This window comes from Flavimobilis soli (assembly GCF_002564025.1).
In the GTDB taxonomy this organism is placed as follows: Bacteria; Actinomycetota; Actinomycetes; order Actinomycetales; family Cellulomonadaceae; genus Flavimobilis; species Flavimobilis soli.
The window spans coordinates 2165811-2181918 of sequence record NZ_PDJH01000001.1 but is presented as its reverse complement, the minus strand read 5'-3'; the positions used below and the strand labels follow the sequence as shown (position 1 = coordinate 2181918).

Sequence of the window (16108 nt, the reverse complement as noted above, 5' to 3'; positions counted from 1 at the left end):
GAGCGACGGGTGCAGCGACCCACCTCGCTGCACCCGTCCGCGCTGGTCAGCCCGGCAGGCCCATGTCGTGCTCGAGCTCGCCCTGCTCGTCGACGTTCGCCGCCCGCAGGCGGGACCACACGACCGCGCCCATCGCGACGAGCGCCGCGACGGTCGCGACGGCGACGCGCAGGACATGGTTGGCGTCTGCCGGCACGCTCATCGCGACCACCGCAGGCGCGATGAGCACCGACACGAGGTTCATGACCTTGATGAGCGGGTTGATCGCGGGACCGGCCGTGTCCTTGAAGGGGTCGCCGACCGTGTCACCGATGACGACGGCCGCGTGCGCGGGAGAGTTCTTCCCGCCGTACGCGCCGTCCTCGACGATCTTCTTCGCGTTGTCCCACGCACCGCCCGAGTTCGCGAGGAACACGGCCATCAGGACGCCCGCGCCGATCGCTCCCGCGAGGAAGCCCGCGAGCGGGCCGACGCCGAGGCCGAAGCCGACCGCGATCGGTGCGAACGCCGCGAGCAGGCCGGGCGTCGCGAGCTCTCGCAGCGAGTCGCGCGTGCAGATGTCGACGACGCGGCCGTACTCCGGGCGCTCCTCGCCCGTCATGATCCCCGGGTGGTGGCGGAACTGGCGACGCACCTCGAAGACGATCGCGCCCGCGGCGCGGGTCACGGCGTCGATCGCGAGACCCGAGAACAGGAAGACGGTCGCACCTCCGAGGATCACGCCGACGAGCGTGATCGGCGAGATGATCTGGTAGCTCAGGAGAGCGGCGACGATGCCGTCCTCCCCGACCGGGTTCGCGACGTCGCGCAGCGCCGTTGCGACCGCGTCGGCGTACGAGCCGAAGAGCGCGGTCGCCGCGAGCACGGCGGTCGCGATCGCGATGCCCTTCGTGATCGCCTTCGTGGTGTTGCCGACCGCGTCGAGGTCCGTGAGGATCTGCGCGCCCTCGGCGTCGACGTCGCCGCTCATCTCGGCGATGCCCTGAGCGTTGTCGGAGACGGGGCCGAACGTGTCCATCGCGACGATGACGCCGACCGTCGTGAGCAGACCGCAGCCCGCGAGCGCGATGAGGAACAGCGCGAGCCACACGGAGCCGCCCGCGATGAGGAACGCGCCGCAGATCGCGGCCGCGATGATGCCCGCCGTGTACACGGCCGACTCGAAGCCGACGCCGATGCCGGAGAGCACGACGGTCGCCGCACCGGTCTGGGAGGTGCGGGCGACGTGCAGCGTGGGCTTCGACGTCGTGCCCGTGAAGTAGCCCGTGACCCACAGGATGATGCCGGCGAGCAGCACGCCGATGACGACGGCGCCCGACGTCATCAGACGCGGGTCGCCCGTCTTGCCCGCGAGGTCGGCGGCGACTCCCTCGATCGCACCGAAGCTCGACGGCAGGTAGAGGAACGCCGCGAGACCGGCGAGGACCGCGCCCACGAGCGCGGAGACGTAGAAGCCTCGGTAGATCGCACGCAGCCCGCTCTCGCCCGGACGCACGCGTGTGATCGCGACGCCGAGCACCGCGACGAGCGCGCCGACGGCCGTGACGATCAGCGGGAACACGAGGCCCTGCTCCCCGAAGACGGCCTTGCCGAGGATGAGCGCCGCGACGAGCATCACCGCGTACGACTCGAAGAGGTCGGCAGCCATGCCCGCGCAGTCTCCGACGTTGTCGCCGACGTTGTCGGCGATCGTCGCGGCGTTGCGCGGGTCGTCCTCAGGGATGTTCTGCTCGACCTTGCCGACGAGGTCGGCGCCGACGTCGGCCGCCTTCGTGAAGATGCCGCCGCCGACGCGCATGAACATGGCGAGCAGCGCGGCCCCGAAGCCGAAGCCCTCGAGCACGGCGGGCGCGTCCGCGCGGTAGACGAGCACGACGGCGCACGCGCCGAGCAGGCCGAGCCCGACGACGCTCATGCCGACGACGCCGCCCGTGCGGAACGCGATGCGCGCGCCCTCACCGCGGCGGGAGTCGACCGTGCCGGTCACCTGGGCAGCCGCCGCGACGCGCAGGTTCGCGCGGACGGCGAGCCACATGCCGAGGTAGCCGATCGCTGCGGAGAAGCCCGCGCCGAACAGGAACGCGACGGACCGCCCGATCCGCACGCCGGCGTCGCCGGGCAGCAGGAAGAGCAGGCCGAACACGATCACCGCGAAGAGCAGGAGCGTGCGGAACTGACGGTTGAGGTAGGCCGAGGCGCCTTCCTGGATCGCTCGGGCGATCTCCTGCATCCGCGGTGTGCCCTCGCCCGCGGCGAGGACCTGCCGTCTGAGCACCACCGCCACGACGAGCGCGAGGATCGCGACGACGGCGATCACGGTGACGATGGTCAGGCTGGCGCTTCCTAGCTGCATGCGTCCTCCTCGACGTGCGGCGGTCAGCGCACCGTGCGCCTCAGGCGCGGCCGGAGCCGTGCCGGGCGGGAAGGTGCGAAGGCCCGAACGACCCCATCGTCGTCCGGGTTGCCGTCAGCCTACTCATCGGGGACGAAACGTTCAGCCGCAACCCCGGGCGTGATCAACCTGTGACCCTGGCGCCGCCACCGTGTCGAGCGCCCCAACGATTCGCCGCCGGGAGACGTCATACCCGGTAGAGGCACCCAGCAGGGCGCCCACCGGGGCGTCGGGGACGACGTGCCCGCCATGACAGGGAGGCACACCGTGCAAGCAGGAGCAGCGGACGCACGTCCGACGCCCCCCGCCGCGTGGCCGGCCGCCCGGGACGCGCGACGTCCGACGTTGAGAGCGGTGCCTGCCGCCCCCGACGGCGGCCCGTCCGGCGCGTCCCCGGCGCCGAGCGCCAAGATCTACGCACCGAGGGGGACCATGACAGGCATGACCGGCTGGGAAGAGGCGCTCGAAGACCTCGTGCGGACCCGGACGTCCGCCCTCGTCTCCTCGGCGTTCCTCCTCACCGGGGACCTCGCCGAGGCCGAGGACCTCGTCCAGGACGCGCTCATCGCCGCCTACACGCGGCGTCGAGGGCCCGACGACGTGCGCAGCGCCGAGGCGTACGTGCGCCGCACGATCCGCAACACGTTCCTCGACGGCTTCCGCCGTCGCAAGCGCTGGGCGACCGTGCGCCACCTGCACGTCGCACCCGAGTCGCAGCCGCCGTCGGACGTCGCGACGGTCGACCACGTCCCCGCACGGCTCGACGCGCAGCGCGCCCTCGCGCTGCTGTCGCCGCGCGAGCGGGCGTGCGTCGTACTGCGCTTCTACGAGGACATGACCGTCCCGCAGATCGCCTCCGAGCTCTCGCTGAGCCTCGGCAGCGTGAAGCGCTACCTGCACGACGCCGTCGCCCGGCTCGAGCAGCACCTGGGCCCGCTCGCGGACGCCCACCTCGACGACCTGGACGACGCAGCCCCCGGAGGCACCCGATGAACCGTCACGACCGCGACCGGTCCCGTCCGGAGCACCTGTCCGACATCCTCCACACCCTCGCCGACTCGGCAGCCGAGACGCACGCGGGCCGCACGCCCGAGGCGATGCTCGCGACCGCGCGGCGGCACGGCCTGGCCGCCCGTCGCCGGCAGACCCGCTCCCGCGCTCTCGTCGCGGCGGCGAGCGTCGCGGCGATCGCGGTGGGCGGCGTCGTCATCGCGCAGAACATCGGCGGCGCGACCGTGCCTCCGCCGCCTGCGTCGCAGACGCCGTCGGTCGACCCGGCTGCGGCGTTCCCCGCGTGCGGGGCCACGGTCGGCGAGCTCGAGCACACGACGGGGTTGCGCCTCGCGACCGACGCGTACGAGGAGGCCGACGGCGGACCAGCGGTGTCGACGCCCGCCGGCGCCTCGCCTGTCGCCGTCCAGAGCATCGACGACATCTTCGAGGTCACGTTCACCAACCAGGGCGACAGCGCCCTGTCGGTCGGGTCGACCGGGTACTCCGCGTTCGTGCTCGTGCGCGACGGCGTCGTCGTCGGCGCGACGGACGCGATGCCCGAGCCGTACCGCCAGGAGAACCTCTCCCCCGGCGACCACGGCGAGCCGCTCGAGCGTGCCGGCATCGCGATGTGCGACGGCCCCGAGTCCGAGGTCGCCGGCGAGTACGACGTCTACTCGTACGTCGACGCGACCGTCACCGACGCTGCGAGCGAGGGTGCCGCGCCCACGAGCGCCCGCGTGTGGGGCGGCCCGTGGAAGCTCCGCGTCGGACCGACCGTCGGCGGGTCGCAGGAGCCCGCGCTCTCGTGCGCGATGCCGACGAGCGAGATCACCGCCCCCGACTTCCCGCAGATGAACGGCAAGCCCGTCGTCCTCGCCGAGGTCACGCCTCCGCAGGACGCGCTCCCCATCGAGGACGTCGTGAGGCGCAAGGTGCGCCTCGACGTCAGCAGCGTCACGGGCGACACCTACTTCGGCGACGACGTCGAGGTGTACCTGATCCGCGACGGCAAGGTCGTCTCCACCCGCGTCACGTCGAACGGCGAGGATCCCTGGTACGTCGGCTCGCCCGACGCGTGGCGGTCGACGGTCGAGGAGACGGGCGCCACCCCGGCCGAGGCGTTCTTCCCGGAGATCTCCGGCGTCGACTGCCAGACCGGACAGCCGCTCGCGGCCGGCGAGTACGAGATGCTCGTCGTCGCCAGGATGTGGGTCCCCGACTACGAGTTCACCGTCTTCGCGCAGCGCGAGCACGTCACCCTCGGTGACGCGCCCGTCCTGCCGAAGGTCGACCCGCTCGCCGTCTTCCCCGAGTGCGCGGCCGCGGTGCCCGGCTACTCCGACACGGCGCTCACGCTCGGCGAGCCGGGCGAGACCTTCGTGAACGGTGACGCGGCCACCGAGATCGCGGTCGACCTCATCAACGAGGACGAGCGCGTCTCCTTCCGCGGCAAGCTCGGCAAGGCGATCCAGACGGTCCTCACGCTCGACGGCCGCGTCGTCGGGGAGGTCCGCACGACGACGCTCGAGGAAGTCCCGTCCACCGTCGACCTGGGTCCCGGAGGCTCCGCGAAGACCGCCGCCGGGTTCAGCACCCAGGTGTGCGGCTCCGCCGAGCCGCTCCCCGCCGGGACGTACGAGGTCTGGGCCCAGCTCGAGGTCACCCCGGAGGGCGGCTCGAGCGAGGTCTCGATCGGCCGCCTGGGCTCCGTCAGGATTTCCTGAGACGGCAGTGCAAGACCTGGGCCGCCCACGACACAAGGGGGTAAAGGCAGGCATCGGGCGGCACGCGCAGGGGGCGTGCCGCCCGGGCCCTGCCGACGCCGGACCCCATCCCCCGAGGCCGAGGTCGGCGCGCTGGTCTGATTTCCCCCGAGCCAGACCCGCGCGCCGACCTCGGCGTGGGTCCGCGCCCCTACCGTGATCTCGTCACAGGGCGACCCCAACCTTTTCCGCCTCTCGTTCGTCTGGGCTTGTGACAGCAGGACGGACAGCACGACGACGCAGGCACAGGGGATCTGATGGACGGCTGGGAGCAGGCACTCGACGCGCTCGTGCGGCAACGCCGCAGAGCGCTCACGGCATATGCCTTCCTGCTCTGCTCCGACCTCCGCGAGGCGGAGGACCTCGTCCAGGACGCGCTCGTCTCCGTGTTCGGGGGCCGACGCCTCCCCCACGAGGTCGACGCGCTCGAGGCGTACGTGCGGCGGGCGATCCGCAACACGTACATCGACGGGTTCCGCCGCCGCCGGCACTGGGCGACTCTCCGGCACCTCGTGGTGACACCCGACGTACAGCCGCCGACAGGCGAGTCCACCCCCGACACCGTCCCGGTGCGGATCGACGTCCAGCGTGCGCTCAGCGCACTGGGCCCACGCGAGCGGGCGTGCGTCGTCCTCAGGTTCTACGAGGACATGACGGTCGCGCAGATCGCCGCCGAGCTCTCGCTCGCGGTCGGGACCGTCAAGCGCTATCTCTCCGACGCTGTCTCCCGGCTCGAGGGGATGGTGGGCCCGCTGCCCGCCGCCCACCTCGACGACCTCGACGCGATCACCATCGGAGGTGTGCGATGAACCAGCACCACGGAACCAGCCCTGACCTCCCTGACCTCCTCGAAGCGATCGGCGCGTCCGCCGAGGAGGAGGCAGGGTTCTCGACCCTGTCCGACGACGCGATGATCGCGTCCGTCCGGCGCCGTGCCACCGCGCTGCGCGTCCGGCGCGCCCGCACCCGCAGCATCGCTGCCGTCGCGACCGTGGCCACGGTCGCCGCCGTCGGTGTCGGCATCACACAGTACGCCGGGCGCCTCACCGCAGAACCTGCGGTTCCGGCGTCGCCGGCACCCGAGACCCCGGCCACGTTCCCGGCGTGCGGCACCTCGGTGAGCGGGGCCGCCTGGGGCGATCTGCACCTCGCGGCCGCGACCGGCGCGTCCAGGTCGAACGCGATCCCGGAGATGGTGATCGTCAACGACACCGACGAGGACCTCGTGATCGGGTCGACCGGCTGGGTCAGCTACGCGCTCGTGCGCGACGGCGTCGTCATCGGCACGACGACGCAGACACCGACGCCCTTCCGCGAGGACGTGGTCGGGGCGCGCACGACGTCGGAGCCGCTCTCACCCACGACCCCGACGATGTGTGACGGGTCCGACGCCCCCGAGGGCGAGCCGTACGAGGTCTACGCGTACCTCGACGCCGAGACGGCGGCCTGGTCCCAGGAGACCTGGACGTCGAGCCAGAAGGGCTGGGGCACCGGCACGCCGGTCCGCCTGTGGAGCGCGCCCGTCACGGTGCTCTCCCCGACGACCGGTGCGACGGCCGGCACGACGTTCGCGTGCGACGTTGCTCCTGCGGCGGTGGAGCAGGGCTTCGGTTTCACGGGCCCTGACGAGCTCGGCATGGTCGTCGACAAGGACGACGTCGCGAAGGGCGTCTGGTCGACGACCGTCTCGATCACGAACGCGTCCGACGTCGACTACCTCGCGAACGTGGGCGCCGTCCGCGGCGTCCTCGTCAAGGACGGTCGCGTCGTCGGCAAGCCGCTCGACCTCGCCGCCGACGACGTCGACGAGCAGGTGGACCTCGTCGAGATCCCGTCCGAGGGCAGCGCCGACCGCCCCGCCCTCGTCCCGGTGATGGCGTGCGCCGACGGCGAGAGGCTGGCGTCGGGCACCTACGAGCTGTGGGGCGCCGTCGACCTCGTCCTCAAGGAGGGCCAGAGCCAGGACGCAGCGTGGGCGCCGGACAGCAACGTCCCGGTCACGGTCGTCGACAAGATCGCGGACGTCGTCCTCGACTGACGGCGCGACGCGGCGGTCGGGCGCCGCAGGGGGTCGCGCGACGCACGGGGGCCGCGCGACGCACGGGGGCCGCGCGACGCAGGGGGAAAGCGCAGCGGCCCGGGATCTGGGGGATCCCGGGCCGCTGCGCTGTGTGCCGCTGCGCGCTTTGCTCCGCGGTGCTGTGCTCCGCGGTGCTGCGCGCCGCGGTGTCGGGTGCCCGCCGGTCCGGCGGGCGGGGAGGTCAGGCTGCCTCGGCCGCCGCGAGCAGGACGCACGTCGCGACGCCGTCCATGCACGCCTTGACGTCGTCGAGCGACGGGAAGCTCGGGGCGAGGCGGATGTTCTTGTCCTCCGGGTCCTTGCCATACGGGAACGCGGAGCCGGCCGCGGTGAGCGAGATCCCCGCCTCCTTCGCAAGCTCGACGACGCGCTTCGCGGTGCCGGGCACGACGTCGAGGCTGATGAAGTAGCCGCCCTCCGGGCGCGTCCACGTGGCGATGCCCTTGCCGCCGAGACGCTGCTCGAGGATCTCGAGGACGGCGTCGAACTTCGGGGCGAGGATCTCGCGGTGCTTCGCCATGTGGGCGCGCACGCCGGCGGCGTCCTTGAAGAAGCGGACGTGGCGCAGGTGGTTGACCTTGTCCGGGCCGATCGCCTTGATCGAGTAGTGCTTCTGGTACCAGGCCATGTTCTCGGCGGAGCTGCCGAAGAAGCTCACGCCCGCGCCGGCGAAGGTGATCTTCGAGGTCGACGCGACCGCCCACACGCGGTTCGGGTTGCCCTCCTGCGCCGCGAGGTCGACGATCGGCAGCGCCGGGGCGCCCTCCTCGACGAGCGTGTGCACGGCGTAGGCGTTGTCCCAGACGATGCGGAAGTCGGGGGCGGCCGTCGGCATCCGCAGGAGCGCGCGCGTGACCTCCTCCGAGAAGACGGCGCCCGTCGGGTTCGAGTACGTCGGCACGGTCCACATGCCCTTGATCGTCGGGTCCTGCGCGACGAGCCTCGTGACGGCCTCGACGTCGGGCCCGTCCTCGTTCAGCGGGACCGGGATCATCTCGAAGCCGAGGTGCTCGGTGATCGCGAAGTGGCGGTCGTAGCCGGGCACGGGCGCGAGCCAGCGGACCTTCTCCTCCTTGCCCCAGGGGCGCGGGGAGTCGGGCGTGCCGTAGAGGGTCGCGAACACGATGAGGTCGTGCATGATCTCGAGGCTCGCGTTGTTGCCCGCGACGAGGTTCTCGACGGGGATCGACAGCAGCTCGGAGAAGATCGTCCGCAGCTCGGTGAGCCCCTGCGTGCCACCGTAGTTGCGCGTGTCGAGGCCGGTGCCGTCGCGGAAGTCCTCGCCCGGCAGGGTGAGCATCTCGTTCGAGAGGTCGAGCTGCGCCGGCGCGGGCTTGCCGCGCGTGAGGTCCAGGCTGAGGTTCTTCGCCTTCAGGTCCGCGTACGCGGCCGTGAGGCGCGCGCGCTCCGCGGCCAGCTCGTCGGGGCTCATGGACTCGAACGCTGTGGACATCGCTGACGCCTCTCACCGGCCTGGCCGGGTGGTCGTGTCGTGGTGTGCGGCCGCCGGGCGGGGCGCCGGGCGACCACGTCCGATCCTAGGGGACCGCGACCGTCTCGTGGGGGGAGGTTCAGCGCGCGACGAACCACGCGAACGCGCTGAGCACGACGGCGGCCGCCGGCATCATCCACACGACCGCGTCGACGCGCGGTGCGGGTCGCTCTGCGCCCGGCAGGAGGACGGGGTCGCCCGCACCGAGGGCGCGCGCCTGGACGACGACGCCTGCCGCGAGCAGGGCGACGGCGGCGATGATGCCGACCCACGGGTCGACGTCGGCCACGGGCGACTCCCAGAGCAGCATGGGCAGGACGCTCGCGCTGGCCAGGAGGCCAGCGCCGATGCTCCACGGCCAGGGCCGTGCGAGCACGTGGCGCAGCAGCTGGTCGTGCCACGTCGCGACGGCGGCGAGGACCGCGAGGGTGACAGCGAGGGTCGTCACGGCGCCGGCGGTGATCGGCAGGCGTCCGCCGGTCGCGAGCGTGCCGACGGCCTGCGGCGCGAGGAGCAGACCGGCGATCTGCAGGCCGCTGCCGACGAGGGTGCGACGCACGCCCGCCTCGTCGGGCTCGCTCGGCAGGTCGAGGCTGTCCGCGTACCCGGTCGGGTCGCCGAACGCCTCGAGGGCGGTCTCGCCCGAGTCGGCGCAGTGCGCGTCGACCTCCGCGAGGGCGTCGCCGATGCGGTCGCCGGGGACGTCACGCAGCCGGAGCCGGACGACGAAGTCGTCGACCCAGGCGGCGTCGAGGTGGGGTGCGAGGGACGTCGGGTCGGGGGCGTGTGCCATCAGAGCACCTCCGGGGTCGGGTCCGGTCGGTCCGCCGCAGGCGCGAGGATCGAGCGGGTCGTCGTCGTGAACTGCTCCCAGCGGGCGGTCGCGTCCGCGAGCGCGGTGCGGCCTGCCTCGGTGAGCTCGTAGAACTTGCGCCCGGGGCCGCCCGCGCCGGCGCGCCACTCGACGGTGACGTAGCCGGAGGACTCCATGCGCCCGAGGAGCGGGTAGAGGGTGCCGCCCTTCAGGCGGCCGAGGCCGAGGTCGGCGAGGCGCTCGGCGATCGCGTAGCCGTACGTGGGGCCGTCGGCGAGGACGCGCAGCACGCACGGCTCGAGGACGCCACGGAGCCACTCGGCGGGCCATGCGTTCTCGGACATGACTAGAACGTATCGCTACCTAGTCAGACTGTCTACCTACCAGCTCGAGGGGCCGTGCCGTCCGGTCAGCGCCCCGCGCGGCGCTCCACCAGGACGTTCACGCCGCCCAGCACGAGCAGCAGCCCCGCAGCCGCGAGCGGCAGCCACATCGCCGCGGGCGCGCCCACGCGCTCCGCGACCTGGCCCGTCAGCGCCGACGCGAGCGCCTGCGCGAGGCTCAGCGCCGCCGTCGCGAGCGTCATCGTCGTCGCCGCACGCCCGACCGGGCTGCGGTCCGACGCCATGCTCAGCAGCGTCACGAGCACCGGGCCCACACCCATGCCCATGAGCAGCAGTGCGACCGTCGGGCGCGCCGACACCCCGAGCTGCGCGTAGAACGCAGCCGACGCCGCGATCACGACCGCGAAGCCCACCCAGCGCCACCGCGCGACGAACGCGCGCGGCAGCGCCGCCGCCCCGAGCGCGAGCGTCGCGGACGTCAGACCCATCGCGCCGTACAGCAGGCCGGCGTCGTCCGCGCGACCCTGCGCACCCATGTGCGCGGTGAGCGACGTCAGCGTCGCCCCGAAGAAAAGACCGACCGCGAAGGCTCCCGCGACGACGACGAGCACGCGGGCGCGGACGACCTCGCGCAGCGGGGCGCGCTCGGCGTCGTGCGCCGCGTGCGCCCGGACCGCGCCCGTCGGGTGCAGCGCGAAGGCGACGACCGCCGTCAGGCTCAGCGCGGCCGCGGTGACGAGCGGCAGCCACGGCGCGATCCACGCCGCGAGCAGGCCGACGAGCACGGGCCCGACGACGAACGCCGTCTCGTCGACGGCCGACTCGTACGACATGACCCGCGCGAACGCCTTGACCCGGCGGTTCGGCGCGAGGCGCTCGCCCACGAGCGTCACGAGGCGCGTCCGCGACAGCGGCGCGACCTGCGGGACAGTCGCACCCGCGAGGAACGAGCACGCGACGACGGCCCAGCTCGGCACGCCCTGCCCGACGGCGAACGCGAGAGCGAGCACCGCGACGACGTTCGCGAGAGCGACCGCGGGAAGGACCGTGCGCTGTCCGCGGCGGTCGACCGTCGCCCCGACGACCGGCCCGGCGATCACGACGCCGACGCCGACCGCACCCGCGGCGAGGCCGCCGAGGGCGACCGACCCGGTCATCGCGACGACGTACGTGAGGACGCCGACGACGACCATCGCGAACGGGAGACGCGCGACGAAGGCGAGGGGATAGTAGCCGAGGCCGGTCGCGGCGATCAGGGTGGGGACGTGCTCGGTGCCGGCCGCGGTGGCGTCGGGGCGCGCGGGCGTGACGATGCTCAACTCAAGTGCTCCTAGAAAGGTCTGGCTGGTGCCGCCTTGCTACGAGGAGCAGGTGATGCACGCCGTGGGTGGGCCCGTGCCGCGGTGGCGACGGGCTCACGCTCGATCGGGTGCCGATGGGCACCGTCGTCGACGTTAGCACGCACGTACCAGAACGCGCCCGGCTTGTGAGCGACCCCACCCACCAGCGCAGACAGCCCCTCCGGCTGCGGTGTGGCGCCCCACTGACGCCGCCCGCCGCCGCGGGGCCCTTCCCGGACGCGCCCGGTGCGAGCTCGCCCGACCGATCGCTGCGTGGCACGCCACAGGTGTGCACCAGGGCGGTCCGTCGCTCACCCGTCCCGACCGATCGCTCCGTTGCACGCCACAGGTGTGCACCAGGGCGATCCGTCGCTCCCCCGTCCCGACCAATCGCTCCGTTGCACGCCACAGGTGTGCACCAGGGCGATCCGTCGCTCCCCCGTCCCGACCAATCGCTCCGTTGCACGCCACAGGTGTGCACCAGGGCGATCCGTGGGGGCCCCTGGACACGACGACGCCCCGCCCGGAGAGGACCGGGCGGGGCGTCGGACGAGCGAGGTCAGACGCCGGCGAGGGCCTCCACGCCCGACGGCGTGAGCGCGAGGGACTCGCGCAGCGTCGCCCCCGGGTACTCGCGGCGGAACAGGCCGCTCGCCCGGAGCGCCGGCACGACGCCGTCGACCAGGCCCGCGACGTCCGCGACGAGGGACGACGGCGTCACGACGAAACCGTCGACGGCGCCCGCCGCGAACCAGGCCTCCGCGAGCTCGGCGAGGTCGAGCGGCGTGCCCACGTGGATGAGCGAGTCGGAGTGCTGCGCGACGACGTCGGTCCCCTCGAACGCGTCGAGCAGCTCGACGCGCGCCTGCGCGCTCTCCGCGTCGGGACCCGTGACGGCGTAGACGTCGACGAGCGCGAGGACGTCGTCGGCCGAGCGGCCGGCCTCGACGGCGATCGTGCGGGCCCGACGGCGCTGCTCGAGCGCCGAGTCCAGGTCCGTCGCCGCGATGCGCAGGACGTCCGCGTGGCGGGCAGCGCGCTCGAGCTGCGCATCCGTGCGGACGCGCACGACGGTCGGCGCGACCGACGAGACCGCTCGCGTCACCGCCGTCACGGCACGGTCGGGCGCGCTGCCGTCGACCTGCCAGCCGGCGCGGCCGCCGGACACGCGGCTGATCGTCTGCAGCGCGGTCGCGACGTGCTCCGGGTCGGTCGCCTCGGGCGAGATCGTCGCGACGAGGCCGACGCCGCGCGTCGTCTTGCCGAGGCGTGACGCGACGACCGCCGCGTCGAGGCGGCCGCGCAGCAGCCCGACGGTCTCGGGCTGGAGGCGGAAGGTGTCGTCGATCGCGACGAAGTCGAGCGTGCCGCGCTGCGCCGCGGCGACGAGGTCGGCGAGCCGCTCGGCGTCGAACGCGCTCGCGAACGACGCGACGGGGACGCGGCTCGTGACGCGGCGGGCGCCGGCGCTCGTGAGGTCGATGCCCAGGTGGATCTGACGGTCGGTGGTGCTGGTGCGGGTGGTGCTCGAGGTCATGGCTTTCGCTCTCTGCGTGACGGCGGCGCGCAGCACCGACCCCACGGACTCACGTCGTCGTGTGGGACGGTGCGCAGCGTGCGCCGAGGTGACTGCAACGGCCGGGGGCTCTGAGAGCCGGCATCGGCGGTGTCCGGTGAAGGACGGTCAGGCGCCGTCGTCCGCGCCCGGGGCGCGGCGGCGGTCGCCGGCAGAAGGTCCGCGCTGGGCGGACCTCAGCGGGTCAGTCGCGGTGACAACAGGCGACGGACCCGCAGGGCATACAGGCCATACACATCACCGGGGCGAGCGAGATCGACGCGGGGGTGCGAAGCCGTCCTGCCATCATCGTGCGTGTCTCCTGTCCGAACCGCTCTCGCGGCTGCGCTCTTGCACCGAGGGTCGGTGCCAGGTCCTCACCCGGAGCACCCCACCGCGCGGGAGGGTTGCTGACCAGCGAGCCGGGGCTTGTCGCTGGTACTCGTGACCTTGTCCTGTCGAGTCCTTCCAGAGCCTGGCTTTTCACCCTGCGTTCCGGAATTACTGCGCAATCTAGGCGGGGCTTCCAGGGGTGTCAACAGGTGTCCACGCCTGGATCACTGGGCGGGCACGGACCGGGTGCGAGGATTGGCCCGTGCCCGCACCCGACCTCCTCGACGTCCTCCTCGCCGGGGGTCGTCGTGCCGAGAGCGCGACGCACATCGCCCACCTGCTCGCCCGCGAGGGCGTCCACGCGGACTGGCCTCGGTGGGCGGACCCGGCGCTCGTCGCCGGGTACCGCGCGCTCGGCGTCGAGCGTCCGTGGCGCCACCAGGTCGAGGCGGCCGACGCCGCGTGGCACGGACGGCACACCGCGCTCGGCACGTCGACCGGGTCGGGCAAGTCCCTCGCCTTCTGGCTCCCGGCCCTGACGTCCGTCCGGGCCGACAGCCTGGCCGCCGCCGAGGGCACCGCCGCGTTCAGCCGCATCGAGAACGTCCGCTCCCGCGGCTCGGTGCTCTACCTCTGCCCGACGAAGGCCCTCGCCGCGGACCAGCTCAGCGGCGTCGAACGCCTCCTGCGCGCCGCCGACGTGCGCGACCTGCGCGTCGCGACGTGCGACGGCGACACACCGTTCACCGAGCGCCGCTGGGTCCAGGACCACGCCGACGCCGTCCTGACCAACCCCGACTTCCTGCACTTCTCGATGCTCCCCGGCCACGCCCGCTGGGTGCGGTTCCTGCGGTCGCTGCGCTACGTCGTCGTCGACGAGGGGCACGCGTTCCGCGGCGTGTTCGGGGCGCACGTCTCGCTCGTGCTGCGCCGGCTCAAGCGGCTGTGCCAGCACTACTCGGGCGGGCCCGGCCCCGTCTTCCTCGTCGCGTCCGCGACGACCGCCGAGCCCGCGCGCAGCGCCGCGCGCCTCGTCGGCGTCGACGAGAGCGACGTCGTCGCCGTCACCGCAGACACCGCGCCGTCGGGCACGCGCACGTTCGTGCTGTGGGAGCCGCCCGAGCTCCCACCCGTCGACTCCGGGCTCGAGGGCTTCCAGGTCGTCGCGCCGTCCGGCGTCGGGCCCGACGGCGCGACCACCGGCACCGACGAGTGGTGGGTCGAGACGCCCGAGGTCGAGGAGCGCCCGCGGCGGTCCGCGACCGCCGAGGCCGCCGACCTCCTCGCCGACCTCACGTGCGCGGGCGCCCGCAGCCTCGCCTTCACCCGGTCGCGCCGCGGCGCCGAGTCCGTCGCGCTCAGCGCCCAGCGCGCCCTGCGCGAGGTGGACCCCGCGCTGCAGCACTCCGTCGCCGCGTACCGCGGCGGGTACCTCCCCGAGGAGCGGCGCGCGCTCGAGAGCGCCATCCGCACAGGTGCGCTGCGCGCCCTCGCGACGACGAACGCGCTCGAGCTCGGCGTCGACATCTCCGGGCTCGACACCGTCCTCATCGTCGGATGGCCCGGCACCCGCATGTCGATCTGGCAGCAGGCCGGCCGCGCCGGACGCGCGGGGGCCGACGGTCTCGTCGTCTTCGTCGCCCGCGAGGACCCGCTCGACACGTACCTCGTGCACCACCCCGAGGCGATCCTCGACGCACCGCTCGAGGCGACCGTCTTCGACCCCGGCAACCCGCACGTCCTCGCGCCCCACCTGTGCGCGGCCGCAGCCGAGCGGCCGCTACGCCCCGACGAGCTCGACACGTTCGGTGCGCACGCGGCCGAGGTGCTCGACGTCCTCACCGCACGCGGGGCGCTGCGCCGCCGCCCGACCGGCTGGTTCTGGACGCACCCCGAGCCCGCGTCGCAGCTCACCGACCTGCGCGGCACAGGGGGGCAGCCCGTCCGCGTCGTCGAGGCCGCGACGGGCCGCATGCTCGGCACGATCGACCAGCCCGCCGCGGACGGCTCGGTGCACGACGGCGCGGTGTACGTGCACCAGGGCGCGACGTTCGTCGTCGACCACCTCGACCTGACCGACCACGTCGCGCTCGTGCGACGCCGCGACGTCGACTACGGCACGTGGTCGCACGACGTGACGACGATCGCCGTGCAGAACACCTTGCGGTCCCGGACCTGGGACTCGGGACCCGCGCCCGTGACGTGGGGCGTCGGCGAGGTCGACGTGACGACGCAGGTCATCAGCTTCACGAAGCGTCGGCTGCCCGGGCTGGAGGTCGTCGGCTCGCAAGAGCTCGACCTGCCGCCGCGCACCCTGTCGACCGTCGCCGTGTGGTGGACCGCGCCCGCCGCCGTCCTCGAGGCCGCCGGGCTCACCGCCGAGACCGTCCCCGGCGCGCTGCACGCCGCCGAGCACGCGTCGATCGGCCTGCTGCCGCTCCTCGCGACGTGCGACCGCTGGGACCTCGGCGGCGTCTCGACCGCGCTGCACGTCGACACCGAGCACGCGACCGTCTTCGTGTACGACGCCTACCCCGGCGGCGCCGGCTTCGCGGAGCGCGGCTACGAGCTCGGCGCGACCTGGCTGCGCGCGACCCGCGAAGCGATCGCCGCGTGCCCGTGCGCGAGCGGCTGCCCCGCGTGCGTGCAGTCGCCCAAGTGCGGCTCGCAGAACAACCCGCTCGAGAAGGACGCCGCGGTGCGGCTGCTCGACGTCGTCCTCGCCTGCACCCCCACGCCCCGGGTCGTGCGCGACGGTGAGGGCGCCGAGGGCGACCTCGACCCGGGCCGCGGCCGCATCCGCCGACCGCGTCCTGGCACGCCCCAGCCCTGAGCCCGTCACCCCCTGGTCCCAGCGCCGAGTCCGCCACTCCCGGCCCGACTCCGTCAGTCGGGGCTGACGGACTCGCTTCCGGACCACACGCTGCGACACAGCCCGGTGGTGGCCGCGCGTCTGGGCGTCACAGCGATAGTGTTCGCGCAGCCGAGGACCGCTCGGC

11 protein-coding genes and 1 riboswitch are annotated in these 16108 nt (G+C 73.6%); of the genes, 5 read left to right on the top strand and 6 right to left on the bottom strand.

Annotated elements, in window-relative coordinates:
* Window positions 1-46: 46 nt before the first annotated feature.
* Window positions 47-2353 (bottom strand): sodium-translocating pyrophosphatase, encoded by a 2307-nt coding sequence (locus ATL41_RS09900; RefSeq protein ID WP_098458327.1) that lies wholly within the window; start codon window positions 2351-2353, stop codon window positions 47-49.
* A gap of 480 nt (window positions 2354-2833) precedes the next feature.
* Here ATL41_RS09900 and ATL41_RS09895 point away from each other — a divergent pair, with 480 nt between their 5' ends.
* The 4 genes from ATL41_RS09895 to ATL41_RS09880 all read left to right on the top strand — a co-directional run bounded on the left by ATL41_RS09895 (window position 2834) and on the right by ATL41_RS09880 (window position 7189).
* A complete protein-coding gene (locus ATL41_RS09895) occupies window positions 2834-3385 on the top strand; it encodes an RNA polymerase sigma factor (protein ID WP_098458326.1) in 552 nt (183 codons plus the stop codon).
* Window positions 3382-5112, top strand: coding sequence for a hypothetical protein (locus ATL41_RS09890; RefSeq protein ID WP_098458325.1), 1731 nt, complete (start codon window positions 3382-3384; stop codon window positions 5110-5112). The genes ATL41_RS09895 and ATL41_RS09890 overlap by 4 nt, the downstream gene beginning before the upstream one ends.
* 296 nt (window positions 5113-5408) lie before the next feature.
* Window positions 5409-5960, top strand: a complete 552-nt coding sequence (locus tag ATL41_RS09885) for an RNA polymerase sigma factor (protein WP_098458324.1) — start codon at window positions 5409-5411, stop codon at window positions 5958-5960.
* Entirely contained in the window at window positions 5957-7189 is a 1233-nt protein-coding gene (locus ATL41_RS09880; RefSeq protein WP_098458323.1) for a hypothetical protein, read from the top strand. The genes ATL41_RS09885 and ATL41_RS09880 overlap by 4 nt, the downstream gene beginning before the upstream one ends.
* A 223-nt stretch (window positions 7190-7412) precedes the next feature.
* Here ATL41_RS09880 and ATL41_RS09875 read toward each other — a convergent pair whose 3' ends face one another.
* From ATL41_RS09875 to ATL41_RS09855, 5 genes are all read right to left on the bottom strand, one after another.
* Entirely contained in the window at window positions 7413-8684 is a 1272-nt protein-coding gene (locus tag ATL41_RS09875) for an aspartate aminotransferase type Ic (protein WP_219810388.1), read from the bottom strand.
* A gap of 118 nt (window positions 8685-8802) precedes the next feature.
* A complete protein-coding gene (locus ATL41_RS09870; protein ID WP_098458322.1) occupies window positions 8803-9516 on the bottom strand; it encodes an HAAS signaling domain-containing protein in 714 nt (237 codons plus the stop codon).
* Window positions 9516-9881 carry a PadR family transcriptional regulator gene (locus ATL41_RS09865; protein WP_098458321.1) on the bottom strand — a complete coding sequence of 122 codons (366 nt, stop codon included), beginning with the start codon at window positions 9879-9881 and terminating at the stop codon, window positions 9516-9518. The genes ATL41_RS09870 and ATL41_RS09865 overlap by 1 nt, the downstream gene beginning before the upstream one ends.
* A gap of 65 nt (window positions 9882-9946) precedes the next feature.
* Window positions 9947-11200 (bottom strand): MFS transporter, encoded by a 1254-nt coding sequence (locus tag ATL41_RS09860; protein WP_245854743.1) that lies wholly within the window; start codon window positions 11198-11200, stop codon window positions 9947-9949.
* Between the two features lie 580 nt (window positions 11201-11780).
* Window positions 11781-12758, bottom strand: a complete 978-nt coding sequence (locus tag ATL41_RS09855) for an LLM class oxidoreductase (protein ID WP_098459035.1) — start codon at window positions 12756-12758, stop codon at window positions 11781-11783.
* Window positions 12759-13118: 360 nt separating this feature from the next.
* Window positions 13119-13226: riboswitch (SAM riboswitch) on the bottom strand.
* A 145-nt stretch (window positions 13227-13371) separates the two neighbouring features.
* On the opposite strand from ATL41_RS09855, the gene ATL41_RS09850 reads away from it, so the two are divergent.
* On the top strand, window positions 13372-15942 hold the full coding sequence (locus ATL41_RS09850) for a DEAD/DEAH box helicase (protein WP_098458320.1): 2571 nt from the start codon (window positions 13372-13374) through the stop codon (window positions 15940-15942).
* The last annotated feature ends 166 nt before the right edge of the window (window positions 15943-16108 follow it).